18 protein-coding genes and 1 pseudogene are annotated in these 15,358 nt (G+C 59.6%); 11 read left to right on the plus strand and 8 right to left on the minus strand.

Going from position 1 to position 15,358, the window contains the following annotated elements:
- Positions 1 to 69: 69 nt before the first annotated feature.
- A complete protein-coding gene (locus tag NPS56_RS25100) occupies positions 70 to 594 on the minus strand; it encodes a DUF4946 domain-containing protein (protein ID WP_274077142.1) in 525 nt (174 codons plus the stop codon).
- Between the two features lie 145 nt (positions 595 to 739).
- Between NPS56_RS25100 and gloA the strand changes: the two genes are divergently transcribed.
- On the plus strand, positions 740 to 1,261 hold the full coding sequence (gene gloA, locus NPS56_RS25105; RefSeq protein WP_274077143.1) for a lactoylglutathione lyase: 522 nt from the start codon (positions 740 to 742) through the stop codon (positions 1,259 to 1,261).
- 591 nt (positions 1,262 to 1,852) lie between these two features.
- Here gloA and ahpF read toward each other — a convergent pair.
- From ahpF to NPS56_RS25120, 3 genes are all read right to left on the minus strand, one after another.
- Complete coding sequence (gene ahpF / locus NPS56_RS25110) at positions 1,853 to 3,415, minus strand: alkyl hydroperoxide reductase subunit F (protein ID WP_274077144.1); 1,563 nt, start codon at positions 3,413 to 3,415, stop codon at positions 1,853 to 1,855.
- Positions 3,416 to 3,542: 127 nt separating this feature from the next.
- Positions 3,543 to 4,106, minus strand: coding sequence for an alkyl hydroperoxide reductase subunit C (ahpC, locus tag NPS56_RS25115; RefSeq protein ID WP_007975937.1), 564 nt, complete (start codon positions 4,104 to 4,106; stop codon positions 3,543 to 3,545).
- 137 nt (positions 4,107 to 4,243) lie between these two features.
- On the minus strand, positions 4,244 to 5,182 hold the full coding sequence (locus tag NPS56_RS25120) for a site-specific integrase (protein WP_274077145.1): 939 nt from the start codon (positions 5,180 to 5,182) through the stop codon (positions 4,244 to 4,246).
- 252 nt (positions 5,183 to 5,434) lie between these two features.
- Between NPS56_RS25120 and NPS56_RS25125 the strand changes: the two genes are divergently transcribed.
- Positions 5,435 to 6,448: a DNA-binding protein gene (locus NPS56_RS25125; protein ID WP_274077146.1), complete on the plus strand. Its 1,014-nt coding sequence runs from the start codon at positions 5,435 to 5,437 to the stop codon at positions 6,446 to 6,448.
- Here the strand turns inward: NPS56_RS25125 and gorA are convergent.
- Positions 6,445 to 7,803: a glutathione-disulfide reductase gene (gorA, locus tag NPS56_RS25130; protein ID WP_274077148.1), complete on the minus strand. Its 1,359-nt coding sequence runs from the start codon at positions 7,801 to 7,803 to the stop codon at positions 6,445 to 6,447. The genes NPS56_RS25125 and gorA overlap by 4 nt on opposite strands.
- Before the next feature lie 293 nt (positions 7,804 to 8,096).
- Here gorA and NPS56_RS25135 point away from each other — a divergent pair.
- Together NPS56_RS25135 and NPS56_RS25140 are read left to right on the plus strand one after the other, a co-directional pair.
- Positions 8,097 to 8,408: pseudogene (locus NPS56_RS25135) on the plus strand (IS66 family transposase); the annotation flags it as partial.
- Between the two features lie 16 nt (positions 8,409 to 8,424).
- Positions 8,425 to 8,973 carry an AAA family ATPase gene (locus tag NPS56_RS25140; RefSeq protein WP_274077149.1) on the plus strand — a complete coding sequence of 183 codons (549 nt, stop codon included), beginning with the start codon at positions 8,425 to 8,427 and terminating at the stop codon, positions 8,971 to 8,973.
- Between the two features lie 531 nt (positions 8,974 to 9,504).
- Here the strand turns inward: NPS56_RS25140 and galU are convergent.
- Complete coding sequence (gene galU / locus NPS56_RS25145; protein WP_274077150.1) at positions 9,505 to 10,344, minus strand: UTP--glucose-1-phosphate uridylyltransferase GalU; 840 nt, start codon at positions 10,342 to 10,344, stop codon at positions 9,505 to 9,507.
- A gap of 292 nt (positions 10,345 to 10,636) precedes the next feature.
- Here galU and NPS56_RS25150 point away from each other — a divergent pair, with 292 nt between their 5' ends.
- Positions 10,637 to 10,825 (plus strand): hypothetical protein, encoded by a 189-nt coding sequence (locus NPS56_RS25150; RefSeq protein WP_110747774.1) that lies wholly within the window; start codon positions 10,637 to 10,639, stop codon positions 10,823 to 10,825.
- A 129-nt stretch (positions 10,826 to 10,954) separates the two neighbouring features.
- Complete coding sequence (locus NPS56_RS25155) at positions 10,955 to 11,236, plus strand: hypothetical protein (RefSeq protein ID WP_274077151.1); 282 nt, start codon at positions 10,955 to 10,957, stop codon at positions 11,234 to 11,236.
- Between the two features lie 11 nt (positions 11,237 to 11,247).
- Here NPS56_RS25155 and NPS56_RS25160 read toward each other — a convergent pair whose 3' ends face one another.
- Entirely contained in the window at positions 11,248 to 11,478 is a 231-nt protein-coding gene (locus NPS56_RS25160; RefSeq protein ID WP_274077152.1) for a hypothetical protein, read from the minus strand.
- Between the two features lie 73 nt (positions 11,479 to 11,551).
- Positions 11,552 to 11,905, minus strand: a complete 354-nt coding sequence (locus tag NPS56_RS25165; protein WP_274077153.1) for a hypothetical protein — start codon at positions 11,903 to 11,905, stop codon at positions 11,552 to 11,554.
- Between the two features lie 211 nt (positions 11,906 to 12,116).
- Here NPS56_RS25165 and NPS56_RS25170 point away from each other — a divergent pair, with 211 nt between their 5' ends.
- The 5 genes from NPS56_RS25170 (at position 12,117) to ada (ending at position 15,269) form a co-directional block, all read left to right on the plus strand.
- Positions 12,117 to 12,419 carry a DUF1883 domain-containing protein gene (locus NPS56_RS25170; RefSeq protein ID WP_008065357.1) on the plus strand — a complete coding sequence of 101 codons (303 nt, stop codon included), beginning with the start codon at positions 12,117 to 12,119 and terminating at the stop codon, positions 12,417 to 12,419.
- A 35-nt stretch (positions 12,420 to 12,454) separates the two neighbouring features.
- A complete protein-coding gene (locus tag NPS56_RS25175; protein WP_274077159.1) occupies positions 12,455 to 12,622 on the plus strand; it encodes a hypothetical protein in 168 nt (55 codons plus the stop codon).
- 119 nt (positions 12,623 to 12,741) lie between these two features.
- Entirely contained in the window at positions 12,742 to 13,446 is a 705-nt protein-coding gene (locus NPS56_RS25180) for a 2OG-Fe(II) oxygenase (RefSeq protein WP_274077154.1), read from the plus strand.
- 5 nt (positions 13,447 to 13,451) lie between these two features.
- Positions 13,452 to 14,117 carry a DNA oxidative demethylase AlkB gene (alkB, locus tag NPS56_RS25185; protein ID WP_274077158.1) on the plus strand — a complete coding sequence of 222 codons (666 nt, stop codon included), beginning with the start codon at positions 13,452 to 13,454 and terminating at the stop codon, positions 14,115 to 14,117.
- Positions 14,118 to 14,204: 87 nt separating this feature from the next.
- Positions 14,205 to 15,269, plus strand: a complete 1,065-nt coding sequence (gene ada / locus NPS56_RS25190; protein ID WP_274077155.1) for a bifunctional DNA-binding transcriptional regulator/O6-methylguanine-DNA methyltransferase Ada — start codon at positions 14,205 to 14,207, stop codon at positions 15,267 to 15,269.
- Positions 15,270 to 15,358 lie beyond the last annotated feature (89 nt).

The raw sequence follows: 15,358 nt of genomic DNA on the forward strand, positions 1-15,358 counted from the left end.
CTGCTTAATCCTTTTGGCTATCCAACACTCTCGGCACTGCATGAAAACGGCGTTCATTGAAGCCTTCAACTAAAGTTGCAAGCCGTTACGAGCCGCCTCTATTTCATTCTGGCTGGCCTTATAAGCCTCAGCCTGCCCGGCGTAGGAAAGAACGTACGCTTTATCGGCATCCACCGCGGCGACCAATGTTTGAGACAGCACATGCCGGCCGTTCTGGGTGATGGTGCAGGTGGTTTCCAGGGCCGCCAGGCGACTCAAGGTGGTCGAGTGAATCCGGTTGCAAACGCTTTGATAACCACCCTGGAAAAAGTCTTTCTGCACCGACTTGCGCATCTCCAGCAACACCGCTTCCAGGTTCACCTGATGACCGCTTTGCACCCGGGTCATGGTCAGTTCCATCACCATCACCGGCGTGCCTTGCGCATCATTCTTGACCGCACGCTGGCGACTGACTCCGGCGCCAGCGTCGCCCTGGGCAACCTCTTCGACCTGCCAGCCTGGCGGCCAGGTCACCACCGGCTCATCGGTATCAGCCTGCGCCGCGACTGAAAGCACACCACTCAAGAGAATCAACGCCCTGCACAAACCAATCATTGCAATCAACACCCGGCCAGTTAGCCCTGAAGTCTGATCCTCGACCGGCGGTCAGGCAATAGCAGGTGCTTCGGGTTTGGTGATGTCGCCGTCCATGCGTATCATTGTCGTCATTCGTCAGCCCCAATTATTTTCCGGAGGGCCCATGAGCCTGCACGAACTGAACACATTCCCCGGCGTGACCGCACAGCCTGACACCGCCACCCGGCAATTCGTCTTCAACCACACCATGTTGCGGGTCAAGGACATCACCAAGTCCCTGGACTTCTACACGCGCATCCTCGGTTTCTCGCTGGTGGAGAAACGCGATTTTCCGGAAGCGGAATTCAGCCTCTACTTCCTCGCCCTGGTCGACAAGAGCCAGATTCCGGCCGATGCCGCCGCGCGTACGCAGTGGATGAAATCGATCCCCGGCATTCTCGAGCTGACCCATAACCACGGCACCGAAAACGATCCGGACTTTGCCTATCACAATGGCAATACCGACCCGCGCGGATTCGGCCACATCTGCATCTCCGTGCCGGACATCGTCGCCGCGTGCGAGCGCTTCGAAGCGCTGGGCTGCGACTTCCAGAAGCGCCTGAACGACGGCCGCATGAAGAGCCTGGCGTTCATCAAGGACCCGGATGCCTATTGGGTTGAAATCATCCAGCCAGCCCCACTCTAACGCACACCGCCTATCCCCCTGTGGGAGCGGGCTTGCTCGCGAAAGCGGTGTGTCATTCAGCAGTGATGGTGGCTGACACACCGCTTTTCGCGAGCAAGCCCGCTCCCACATTTGGAAATGTGTCGGAAAAAAAAACCATGATCGCTCATGGGTTTTGTGTTTTCAGCGCCCGGTTTATGCCGGGGCCGAGGTGCGCGCCACTGTAACGCGCACCGCATATCCCCCTGTGGGAGCGGGCTTGCTCGCGAAAGCGGTGCGTCATTCAGCAGTAATGGTGGCTGACACACCGCTTTTCGCGAGCAAGCCCGCTCCCACATTTGGAAATGTGTCGGACAAAAAAAACCATGATCGCTCATGGGTTTTGTGTTTTCAGCGCCCGGTTTATGCCGGGGCCGAGGTGCGCGCCACTGTACCGCGCACCGCATATCCCTCTGTGGGAGCGGGCTTGCTCGCGAAAGCGGTGTGTCATTCAGCAGTGATGGCGGCTGACACACCGCTTTTCGCGAGCAAGCCCGCTCCCACATCTGGAAATGTGTCGGACACAAAAAACCCCATGATCATTCATGGGGTTTTGTGTTTTCAGCGCCCGGTTTATGCCGGGGCCGAGGTGCGGATCAAGTGGTCGAATGCGCTCAGGGAAGCCTTGGCGCCCTCGCCCACTGCGATCACGATCTGCTTGTACGGCACGGTGGTCACGTCGCCAGCGGCGAAGATGCCCGGCACCGAGGTTTCGCCACGGGCATCGACGATGATCTCGCCACGGGGTGACAGCTCGATGGTGCCCTTGAGCCAATCGGTGTTGGGCAACAGACCGATCTGCACGAAGATCCCTTCCAGTTCCACGCTGCGCAATTCGTCAGTCTGACGATCCTTGTAGCGCAGGCCGTTGACCTTTTGCCCGTCGCCCGTCACTTCAGTGGTTTGTGCACTGGTGATCACGGTCACGTTCGGCAGGCTGTGCAACTTGCGCTGCAACACCGCATCGGCACGCAGTTGTACATCGAACTCCAGCAGCGTGACGTGGGACACGATACCGGCCAGGTCGATAGCCGCTTCGACGCCGGAGTTGCCGCCGCCAATCACCGCCACGCGCTTGCCTTTGAACAACGGGCCGTCGCAGTGCGGGCAGTAGGCCACGCCCTTGTTGCGGTATTCCTGCTCGCCGGGCACGTTCATTTCACGCCACCGCGCACCCGTGGCCAGGATCACGGTCTTGGCTTTCAGCTTAGCGCCGCTGGCGAACTGAACTTCATGCAGCTCGCCGTCTTTTCCCGGCAGCAGCTTGTCGGCGCGTTGCAGGTTCATGATGTCCACGTCGTACTGCTTGACGTGTTCTTCCAGGGCGACAGCCAGTTTTGGCCCTTCGGTTTCCTGCACGGAGATGAAGTTTTCGATGGCCATGGTGTCCAGCACCTGCCCACCAAAACGCTCGGCCGCGACACCGGTGCGAATGCCTTTGCGCGCAGCATAGATCGCCGCCGCAGCGCCCGCCGGGCCACCGCCGACCACCAGCACGTCAAAGGCTTCCTTGGCGCTGATCTTCTCGGCCTGGCGCTCGATGCCGCTGGTATCGATCCTGGCGAGAATTTCTTCAAGGCCCATGCGGCCCTGGCCGAAGTTCACGCCGTTGAGGTAGATGCTCGGTACCGCCATGATCTGGCGCTCATCGACTTCTGCCTGGAACAGCGCGCCGTCGATGGCGACGTGGCGGATGTTGGGGTTGAGTACCGCCATCAGGTTCAACGCCTGGACCACGTCCGGGCAGTTCTGGCAGGACAGCGAGAAATAAGTCTCGAAGTTGAACTCGCCCTTGAGCGAGCGGATCTGTTCGATCACTTCGACACTGGCCTTGGAGGGGTGACCGCCGACTTGCAGCAAGGCCAGCACCAGGGACGTGAATTCGTGGCCCATCGGGATGCCGGCGAAACGCAGGCTGATATCCGCGCCCGGGCGGTTGATCGAGAACGATGGCTTGCGGGCGTCATCACCGTCGTCGAGCAAGGTAATCTGGGTGGAAAGACTGCTTACGTCTTTCAGCAGTGCGAGCATTTCCTGGGATTTCGCACCGTCGTCGAGGGAGGCAACGATCTCGATCGGCTGGGTGACCCGTTCCAGGTACGATTTCAACTGGGCTTTAAGATTGGTGTCCAACATACGGGCGATTTCCTTGAATGTGTGGCATAAAAAAACGCCCGAGCGAATCTCGCCCGGGCGTTTTTAGTGGGCGGTGCAGCTTGCTTAGAAGGTGCGGAAGTCCGCCCTGATGAAGCGCGTCACGGACTTAGATCTTGCCGACCAGGTCCAGGGACGGGGCCAGTGTGGCCTCGCCTTCTTTCCACTTGGCTGGGCAGACCTGGCCCGGGTGAGCAGCGACGTACTGGGCCGCCTTGATCTTGCGCAGCAGCTCGGAAGCATCACGACCTACACCGCCGTCGTTCAGCTCGACGATCTTGATCTGGCCTTCAGGGTTGATCACGAAGGTGCCACGGTCAGCCAGGCCAGCTTCTTCGATCAGCACGTCGAAGTTGCGGGAGATGGCGTGGGTTGGGTCGCCGATCATGGTGTACTGGATCTTGCCGATGGCTGGCGAAGTGTTGTGCCAGGCAGCGTGGGCGAAGTGGGTGTCGGTGGAAACGCTGTAGATCTCGACGCCCAGTTTCTGGAAAGCGTCGTAGTTGTCAGCCAGGTCTTCCAGTTCGGTCGGGCAAACGAAGGTGAAGTCGGCCGGGTAGAAGAACACCACGGACCACTTGCCTTTCAGGTCGGCGTCGGAAACTTTTACGAAGTCGCCGTTTTTGAATGCGTCAGCTTTGAATGGTTTAACTTGGCTGTTGATGATAGGCATCGTTGACTCTCCGTCAGGGGTTAAGAAGTTGATGGAGAGACTTTACCCACTCGACGGACGGTTGGCTCATTGGCAAACCTCATGCCGCTGATTGGCTTTCGCTATTAGCCAACAGTATTAATAGAAGAAAAGCGAATTTACGCCTCGATTGGCTTTTCCGCGAGACGGGCCATGCCGGGAAAGGGACTGGCTTCGATGTAGCGCATGGCGGACTTGATGTCCTTCCAGCCGACGTAGCTCATCAATGACTTCAAGTCCCATCCGCTCTGGTGTGCCCACGAGGCAAACCCACGGCGCAGGGAGTGGCTGGTGTAGTGCTCGGCGGGTATGCCGGCGCGCTCCAGCGCCTGGCGCAATAGCGGGATCACGCTGTTGGCGTGCAGGCCCTCCTCGCTCAAATGCCCCCAGCGATCAATGCCACGGAACACCGGCCCGCGAACCAGCGCGGCCTCGGTGATCCAGTCGATGTAGGCCTGCACCGGACACAACCGCTGCAACGCGGGGGTCTGGTAGGTCTTGCCGAGGTTTTCCCGATCGCTCTTGCTGCGGGGTAAGTACAGCGTGATGCCGGAACCCGCGCTCGCCTGGACATGCTCGATCTGTACGCGGCATAACTCATCGCTGCGAAAACCACGCCAGAAGCCCAGCAGGATCAACGCCGTGTCGCGCCTGGCCCGCAGCAACCCCGGTCGATCGCCTTGCGCCCGGGCGGTTTGCGCTTCCAGCTCGAGCCAGGCCACCACCTGCTCCAGATGCTGCAGCTGCAGCGGCTCGGCCTGTTTTTCCTGGGCCGGATGCAGCGCCCGAATGCCCTTGAACACCTTGCGCACCACCGGCGCCTTGGTGGGGTCGGCAAACCCCTGGCTGTTATGCCACTGCGCCAGCGCGGACAAGCGCAGCTTCAAGGTGTTAATCGACAGCACACCCGCGTGGGCCACCAGATAGCGCGCCACGCTGTCGCCGGTTGCCGGCAGGAACCCTCCCCAACTCACCTCGAAATGCTCGATGGCCGCCCGATAGCTGCGACGGGTGTTGTCGCGCGTGGCGGCTTGCAGGTAACGATCCAGCTCGCTCATGTAAATAACCTTGCTTCAACTGTAGGAGCACTCGCTCGCGATGGACGTTAACGATGACGCTGGCCGGGTGGATGTACGCGGTGCCGGTGTTTGTGTACGGATCTGGAGGCGCGAACGCCTCAAAATCGATATGACACGGGGTAATACCAGTATATCCCGTATCAGTATTATGAGATATCCAGCTTTCTTCAATGAATGGTACAATGTTTATATACGTGGTACGTACCACACAGTAAAAACGCAGGAGATCTCATGGCCCGTGTCGGCGTGAATAAACAAGTGGTGCAAGCGGCGCGGTTGGCGATCATTGCCCGTGGCGAAAACCCCAGCATCGATGCCGTGCGCATCGAAATGGGCAATACCGGTTCGAAAACCACGATCCATCGCTATATGAAAGAGCTCGACGACAGCACCCCGGTCGCTGACGAGACGCCGTCCGAGCCGATCGACGACGAGTTGCTGGCCCTGGTGACGCGCCTGGCACAGCGCCTTAAAGAGCAGGCGCAGGAACCGATCGACCAGGCGCGCGAGCAGTACGAGCAACAACGCAAGGCGCTGGAATTGCAGCTGCAACAGGCCGAGCAAGCCAATACGCAATTGCAGCAACACTACGAACTGCAAAGCCTGGCCCTGACCCAGGAATCCGAGGCACTGCAAAGCACCCGCGATCAACTTCAGGGCGAACAGACCCGCAATGCCGGACAGAGCCAGGCATTGGCTGATTTCGAATTGCGTTTGCGAGACAAGGACGAGCAGATTCGCTCGCTCGAAGAGAAACACCTGCACAGCCGTGACGCCCTGGAGCACTACCGCAACGCGGTCAAGGAGCAGCGCGAGCAGGAGCAAAGCCGCCACGAAGGTCAGGTGCAGCAACTGCAGATGGAGTTACGCCAGGCTCAGCAGAGTGCCTTGGTGCGCCAGGACGAAATCACCCAGTTGCACCGCGACAACGAACGCCTGCTGACGGAGAACCGCGGCACCTTGCGCGAGCTGAGCCTATTGCAAGAGCAGCTCAAGCAAAGCAATACCCGCCAGGATCAACTGCTCGACCAGGCCAACCGGGTCGACAGCGAACGCACCCTCCTCCAGGAACGCCTGCGTGTCGCCATGCTGGAAAGCCAGGCGCTCAAACAGAGCGTCGAGGAGCAAACGCAGGCGAACAAGTCACTGGAAATCGAACTGCTGAAAACCCAGGCAGAGCTGGAAGAAAGCGTACGCCTGGCCGCTGCCATTGCAGCAGCGCCAGGCGTCGCCAAGGGCGATTAAGCGCCGACCGGGGTACGCAGGGTGACGAACTCTTCGGCGGCCGTCGGGTGCACCCCGATGGTTTCGTCGAAGTGGCGCTTGGTGGCGCCGGCCTTCAAGGCGATGGCCAGGCCCTGGACGATTTCACCCGCCTCGGGACCGACCATGTGGCAACCCAGCACCTTGTCGGTCTGGGCGTCCACCACCAGCTTCATCAGCGTGCGCTCCTGGCATTCGGTCAGGGTCAGCTTCATCGGCCGGAACCGGCTTTCGAAGATCTGCACTTCGTGGCCAGCTTCCCGCGCCTCTTCCTCGGTCAGACCCACCGTGCCGATGTTTGGCAGGCTGAACACCGCCGTCGGGATCATCTTGTAGTCCACCGGGCGATATTGCTCAGGCTTGAACAGGCGTCGCGCTACCGCCATGCCTTCGGCCAGCGCCACGGGCGTCAGCTGCACCCGGCCGATCACATCGCCCAGGGCCAGGATCGAAGGCTCGGCCGTCTGGTACAGGTCATCCACCTCGACGAAACCTTTCTTGTCGAGCTTCACCCCGGTATTTTCCAACCCGAGGTTGTCCAGCATCGGCCGTCGACCGGTGGCATAGAACACGCAATCGGCCTCCAGCTGCCGGCCATCCTTGAGCGTCACTTTCAGGCTGCCATCGGCCTGCTTGTCGATACGTTCGATGTCGGCATTGAATTGCAGATCCATGCCGCGCTTGGTCAGCTCTTCCTGCAAATGCTTGCGCACGGAACCGTCGAAGCCACGCAGGAACAACTCGCCGCGATACAGCAGCGTGGTCTCGGCGCCCAGGCCGTGGAAGATCCCGGCGAACTCGACGGCGATGTAACCACCACCCACCACCAGCACACGCTTGGGCAGCTCTTTCAGGAAAAACGCCTGGTTGGAACTGATCGCATGCTCGTGCCCGGGAATCTCTGGAATCTGCGGCCAGCCACCGGTGGCGATCAGAATGTTTTCAGCCGAGTGGCGCTCACCATTGATCTCGACGGTATGCGGGTCGACGATCTTGGCGTGACCTTCGTGCAACGTTACGCCGCTGTTGACCAGCAGGTTGCGGTAGATGCCGTTGAGGCGATTGATCTCGCGGTCCTTGTTGGCGATCAGCGTCGCCCAGTCGAACTGCGCCTCATCCAGGCTCCAGCCAAACCCCGAAGCCTGCTCGAAGTCCTCGGCGAAGTGCGCGCCATAAACCAGCAGTTTCTTCGGCACGCAGCCGACGTTCACACAAGTGCCGCCCAGATAGCGACTCTCGGCCACGGCCACTTTCGCCCCGAACCCGGCAGCAAACCGAGCCGCCCGCACACCGCCAGAACCGGCGCCAATCACATAAAGGTCAAAATCGTAGGCCATTTTCAATCTCCTCGGCAGGCCAATAGCATACCTGCGGACGGCTGCTGAGCAAGCGTTGTGCTGAAATGCTCGGGCCAATCTCCGTTTTCGGTCAACGCTTCTCTGCAGATTGCGTTTTCGGAATCCGCAGAGTGCGCCACGCAATCAAAATTGCCATGAGTGCCAGGCCGGACGTCACCCACGAAACCAAACCGATTCCACCTTCGAATGCCCTTCCCGCCTGCGCCATCAATTCCCCTGCTTGATCACCCGACAAGTCTGCAGCCACATGATAGGCGCCGGACAGCGTCTAGCGCTGGACGGCACTGACTCGATATGTCGAGGACGGCGCTGTGCCCGTCGATAATATCGCGGTCGAAAATCAGATAAGGCCGTGGGCGCTTGGACGCTCCAACTGGTTGTTCGCCGGATCGCTTCGTAGCGGCAAGCGGGCAGCTGCGATCATGAGTTTGATCCAGTCGGCGCGAGTGAAAGGGCATGATCCGCATGCCAATCTCAAAGATGTTCTGACGCGGTTGTCAACGCAGCGGGCGAGTGAGATCGCTCGACTGCCGCCGCATCAGTGGGGCATTGTTAATTTATCGGAGATAGCAAACTCGTTTTAGAGCGGCCGAAAGCAAAATGACAAAAGAGACTGCACGTTACATCTTGATCACAGGCGCGGCAGGTACCGGCACCTCGACCTTAGCGGCTGCTTTAGCAAAGGAACTGAGCACAACTCACCTGGAAGCAGATGATTTTTTGTGGCTGCCCAGTAACCCGCCATATCAGCATCTGGCAGACAAAACGCAACGAGGAGAGCGCTTGCTACAAGAAATGCGCTCTCATGGCCGTGCAGTGGTTGCCGGATCTGGAATGGGCTGGGGTCAACCGCTTGAGAGCGAATTTGATCTTGTGGTGTTCCTTTATCTTCCTGTTGAACTCAGATTAGAGAGACTAAAACGTCGAGAGGTAAAACGCTTCGGTCAAGCAAAGCCGGAGTTTCTGGCTTGGGCAGCTCAGTATGATGAGGGGGGCGTCCCTGGACGTAGCTTGGCCAGGCATCAGGAATGGCTGTCTACGCTTACCTGTAGTGTCTTAAAGCTTGAGGGGGACATATCCGTTACAGATCGGGTACGGCAAATACTGGATGCAGTCGACGGACTGAACCACACACTTTCAGTCATGTGAACGTGTGTTGGCTATACGCTTACTTTTAGCTGCCTCCATCCCCCTGTAGGAGCGAGCTTGCTCGCGATGGAGGTCAACGATGACGCGGGGATCCTGACACCACGCGGTGCTCTCATGTTCTTCGCGAGCAATCGAGCGTCGACCGGCTGCTCCTTCAGGCTTTTCCAAGTGACTCGCTGTAGGAGCGAAACCATAAGTGGCCGTTACCGCAGGAATGGATATGTACTCGGTCAACAAAATCCAGGTCGACTTTCAGGCCGCCATCGCCAGCAGGCTGGCTGGCTCCCACAGTAGATCGAGTACGGCTGCGAGAGATACTTCGGCGGTCAGTCCGCTATCGCTGGCAAGCCAGCTCCTACAGGGGATCGGGTGCAGCAACCAAAGGTTGGTGGGTTGTCAGGACGCCATCGCCGGCAGGCCAGCTCCCACAAAAACAAACGCCCCGATCAAGTCGGGGCGTTTGTTTAAACCTTCTTCAGCTTGATTAAAGCCTGTGAAGATCGCTTTTCAATACAAGCGGCCGGGGCGCTATCAGTAAGCCTTGCCCGTCTTGTAGAAGTTCTCGAAGCAGAAGTTGGTCGCGTCGATGTAACCTTCGGCGCCGCCGCAGTCGAAACGCTTGCCCTTGAACTTGTAGGCCATCACGCAGCCGTTCTGGGCCTGTTTCATCAGGGCGTCGGTGATCTGGATTTCACCGCCCTTGCCTGGCTCGGTCTGTTCGATCAGGTCGAAGATGTCCGGGGTCAGGATGTAGCGACCGATGATGGCCAGGTTCGATGGCGCATCTTCCGGTTTTGGTTTTTCCACCATGCTGTGCACGCGGTAGATGTCGTCGCGGATCATCTCGCCGGCGATCACGCCGTACTTGTTGGTCTCTTGCGGGTCGACTTCCTGGATGGCCACGATCGAGCAGCGGAACTGCTTGTACAGCTTGACCATCTGGGTCAATACGCCGTCGCCATCGAGGTTGACGCACAGGTCGTCCGCCAGTACCACGGCGAAGGGTTCGTCGCCGATCAGCGGACGGCCGGTCAGGATCGCGTGGCCCAGGCCTTTCATTTCGGTCTGGCGGGTGTAGGAGAACGAGCAGTTATCGAGCAGCTTGCGGATGCCGACCAGGTACTTTTCCTTGTCGGTGCCCTTGATCTGGTTTTCCAGCTCGTAGCTGATGTCGAAATGGTCTTCCAAGGCGCGCTTGCCGCGACCGGTGACGATGGAAATCTCCGTCAGGCCAGCGTCCAGTGCTTCTTCGACGCCGTACTGGATCAGTGGCTTGTTTACCACCGGCAGCATTTCCTTGGGCATGGCTTTGGTCGCTGGCAGGAAGCGAGTGCCGTAACCGGCTGCTGGAAACAAGCATTTCTTGATCATATAAGTCCTTGAAAGGGCTGTGTGTACGAGTTTCGGCGCAGTCTAATCAGGCGGCGTACACCTTACAATGCCCCGCACTGGCTAACCGATGCCATCATAGAGAAATATTCTCGCTGTTAGTTCCGCAGCGAGCACCGCGAATGGATCAGCAGCCTGTTATTGATAGCAGAGTCCACCAGACTTGCACGACAAGTCAACCAACGGGCAAGCGCACCACCGTGCGCCCATCGGCACCCGATCGGTGCATTTGGCGGTATCATGGCGCCATTGAACCAGCCAGCGAGGCAAATAGATGTCAGAAGCAAAAAGCGTCAACGGGTACTTGATCAATAAGGCCAAAGACGGCCAGTGGTGGGTAGCCGGCGTTGGCGGCGAGAACATTGCCGGACCTTTCCCATCCGAAGCCATGGCGATCGAAGTGGCATCGGTGTTGCAACTGGAACACCCGGCACCGAAACGACGGGGCAAGGACAAGAACTGATCCGGCCCGACGCCCTGCCCTTGTGCAGGGCTTTTTTTGCGAATGCCGGAAGAAGTGGCCTTTCGCTATAACCTTTTGCCGCCCACGCTGTCACAGGCTTTGCCCTCTCTTCCTGACGACGACAACGACATGACCAAATTTTTGCCGCTGATTGCGGTGCTGGCCCTCAGTGGCTGCGCAACCTCCGAAACCACTTACCTGAACAATGGCGAACAAGGCCTGGCGATCGACTGCTCCGGCGAGGCCAATTCCTGGGCGACCTGTTACGAAAAGGCCGATGCCTCCTGCGCCGGTACCGGCTACCGGATCGTCGGCACTGACGGCACACCTTCCCCTGAGGAAAGCGACAAGACCCTGGGCGTCGACGTTGGCAACTTCAAGAACCGCAGTGTGGTGGTGGTCTGCAAATAGGGCCGCGTGCCCTACATGTGGATTTCCGCGAACTTGATCCCCAGGCCGCGTACGGTCTCGACCAACTCGTCGAGACTGCCGAAGGATTCGACTTCGTCGCTATCGTCCACCAGGAAAAAACTGCGCCCGGCGCTTTTCTTGAAAAACACGATCCATTCACCCGGATTCGCCGGGTTCTGAATCACATGGGTGGCGCAGATGTGGCCCTCTGCGTGCCGCTCCCGTACCTTCTCTCGCTTCATGCTCGACTCCAGAAATGACAATGCCGCCAAAAGCCTTGCTTTGGCGGCATCGGTGCTGACGGTCGACAGTCTATCAGCCGGAAATGCACGCCGTGGCGGCATCGCGAACATCGAAGGGGCGAATTGGCACGTTGGAGATGCGCTCATGCAGCTTGATACTGCTGCCACCGGAGCGATCCTCGATATCGAACACCGCCGCCGGGCCGGATGACAGCTTCTGCGGCACGATCACTCGCACCCCGTCTTTCTGCTCCTCGATTTGCAATGCGCCACGGCTCTCGGCGAGTTTTTCGCTCAGGCACTGCGCGTACTCATGGGGCTTCTTGCCTGAAATCACACTCATGGTCGGCAACGTCTGGTTGATCTCCGAGACGCTTGCACAACCACTGATTGCCAAGACCGACAAGCCAAACATGCCCCACTTCATATGAAACCTCCGTTAAAGACCCTCCGACAGCTCAAACACGGGTTTTCTCCAAGGCGCAGTGCTTTTTTCTTCCCGGGTGCGCGCAATCTGCGTTTTTATTGCTCCACCGGGCCCGCACAGCCGGATAATAACGCCTCAGGGCTGATAAACTGCGCCAATCGACCATGCTATCGTTTTGATTTTGTAGAAAAAGCCCTTCTGGAGGCGCCTCATGAAATTTATCCACCAGCGCGAGCACCTCAACGAAGACGACATCGTCGTCATTCAATGCTCGCAAACGTGCAACATACGCTTGATGAACGACGCCAACTTCCGCAGCTTCAAGAATGGCGGTCGTCACACCTATCACGGCGGCGCGTTCGACACCTTCCCGGCCCGCATCACCGCGCCGAGCACCGGGTTCTGGAACATCACCATCGACACGGTCAACCGCCGGCCGATCAGTGTGACGCGCAAGCCGACCCTGACCCATTCGATCAAGATCATCCGGCGCTCCAGCTCGAAACTGAGCTGAGCAGCGACTCTCTACGCACACAGGCAGGTATGACCGTGGCCCAGACGACCAAATACGTCATCAAGTACAAACTCAATGGCGAACGCCGCTTCGAATTCGCCCAGCTGGAAAACGGCACGGCAGAAGAAGCCAAAGCCGCGCTGGACGCCCTGCATGGCCAGGAAGACGTCATCAGCGACATCAGCGTCAGCAAAGCGCTGTAACATTGCCCCCAGCGAACATGGACGTCTGCTCCCCGCCGACATTTGACCGCAAGTGTCGGAGTGTTCAAATCGGCAATGCCGCTTAGTCTCGCCACCTCAATGACCTGAGGGCCTCGGCAATGAGCGAGCAATATCTGGACAGGCTGGACTGGCCCCTGCTGGAACAGCGACTCGATCAGGACGGCTGCGCGGTCATCGCGTCGCTGTTGAGCCACAAGGCCTGTGACCGGATCAGCGCCTTGTACGGCCAAACCGAACCCTTTCGCTCGCAGGTGATCATGGCCCGCCACGGTTTTGGTCGTGGCGAGTACAAGTATTTCGACTACCCCTTGCCGCCGCTGGTGGCCCGCCTGCGCAGTGTGCTGTACCCGCGACTGGTGCCGATTGCCAATCGCTGGCATGAGCAGATGGACCTGCCGAGCCGTTTTCCCGACAGCCACCCGGCCTTCCTCGAGCGTTGTCATGCCGCCGGCCAGCAGCGTCCTACACCGCTGTTGCTACAATATGGCCCCCAGGACTACAACTGCCTGCACCAGGATCTGTATGGCGAGCATGTCTTCCCACTGCAGGTGGCGATTCTTCTGTCAGAACCGGGGGAAGACTTCACCGGCGGTGAGTTCGTGCTCACCGAGCAGCGTCCGCGCATGCAGTCGCGCCCGCAGGTCATCGGTCTGAAAAAAGGCGACGGCCTGATCTTTGCGGTCAACCAGCGCCCGGTCAAAGGCGTGCGCGGTTACTATCGGGTGACCCTGCGCCACGGCGTCAGTCGCCTGCACAGCGGACAACGGCATACCCTTGGGATCATCTTTCACGACGCATCATGAGCACCATGCACCCGACCACCCTAGACCTGTTTGCCGACTTCGAGCCCGAACAGCAGCGCCGGCGCGAGCAGATCGGCGAACAATCCTACGTCCTCAGGGGCTTTGCCCTGCCCTGGCTGGAACGTTTGCTGCCGGCACTGGAAGCCGTGCTGGCGGCCGCACCGTTCCGGCAAATGGTCACCCCTGGCGGCTTCACCATGTCGGTCGCCCTGAGCAGTTGCGGAACCTGGGGCTGGACCACCGACCGCAGTGGTTATCGCTATACCCGCGACGACCCGCAGACCGGCCTGCCCTGGCCTCCCATGCCCGAGGTTTTTTTCCAGCTGGCGCAGGCGGCGGCCCGGGAGGCAGGATTTGAAGATTTCGTGCCGGACTCCTGCCTGATCAATCGTTATGTGCCTGGGGCGAAAATGTCCCTGCATCAGGACAAGGATGAAAAATCCTACGCTGCACCTATCGTTTCGGTATCGCTGGGGTTGCCGGCGATGTTCCTGTTCGGCGGCTTCTCGCGCAGCGACAAGAGCCAACGGCTGCCGCTGCTGCATGGCGACATCGTGGTCTGGGGCGGCGTCGATCGCTTGCGTTATCACGGCGTCCTGCCGATCAAGGATGGCCAGCACCCGCGCCTGGGCGAACAGCGGATCAACTTCACCTTTCGTACCGCGCGATGATGCCGTGGAGTTTGACCGCAAGCGCCGGAGTGTGGACACAGGGGCCGGCGATTAATCTGCGGCAAACGGGTCAAAGGATGTAATGCCATGACAAGCCAATCGACAATCATCAGCACCGAAAACGATCCACGCTGGGCCGCGGTGGTCGCCCGCGATCCACAGGCGGACGGGCAGTTTGTCTATGCGGTGAAAACCACCGGGATCTACTGCAACCCCAGCAGCCTCTCGCGCTTGCCGAAACCGCAGAATGTCGAATTCTTCGACAGCGCCGAACTGGCCCAGGCTGCGGGTTATCGTCCCAGCAAGCGCGCGGCGAAGGATCAAAGCGCGGTCGCCGCGCAACATGCCGCCACCGTCGCTGCCGCGTGTCGCCAGATCGAAACCGCCGAGGCGCTGCCCGCGCTCAATGAGCTTGCTGAAGCAGCAGGTTTGAGCAGCTTTCATTTCCATCGGGTGTTCAAGTCCGTGACCGGCCTGACGCCCAAGGGTTATGCCGCGGCCCATCGTTCCCGCCGGGTGCGCGAGCGGCTGGTGGATGGTCGCTCGGTCACCGATGCGCTGTACGATGCCGGCTTCAACTCCAACAGCCGATTCTACGAGGCGGCGGATCAGGTGCTGGGCATGAAACCCACGGATTACCGTGGTGCAGGGCAAAACAATGACATTCGTTTTGCGGTTGGCCAGTGTTCCCTCGGCGCGATCCTGGTGGCGCAAAGCGAGCGTGGTGTCTGCGCGATTCTGCTGGGCGATGATCCGCAGCAACTGGTGTGCGACCTGCAGGACAAGTTTCGCCGCGCCAATCTGATCGGCGCCGACCAGGCCTTCGAACAGCTGATCGCCAGGGTCGTGGGCTTCATCGAGGCGCCGGCCCTGGGCCTGGACCTGCCGCTGGATGTGCGCGGCACGGCGTTTCAAGAGCGAGTCTGGCAAGCGCTGCGGGAAATCCCCGCCGGCAGCACCGCCAGCTACGCCGATATCGCCCAGCGCATCGGCGCTCCCAAGGCTGTTCGCGCCGTGGCACAAGCCTGTGGCGCGAACAGCCTGGCGGTTGCGATTCCTTGTCACCGGGTGGTGCGCAGTGATGGCAATTTGTCGGGGTATCGTTGGGGGGTGGAGCGCAAGCGGCAATTGTTGGAACGGGAAAAACCGTGAATGGAGGTTGATGTGGTGTGGCCGCCCGCAGACCTGTAGGAGCCCGGCTTGCCGGCGAAGGCGTCCGTCAAATCGAGATCGGAAGAGCG

It is taken from the genome of Pseudomonas putida, assembly GCF_028682635.1.
GTDB classification, from domain to species: domain Bacteria; phylum Pseudomonadota; class Gammaproteobacteria; order Pseudomonadales; family Pseudomonadaceae; genus Aquipseudomonas; species Aquipseudomonas putida_AE.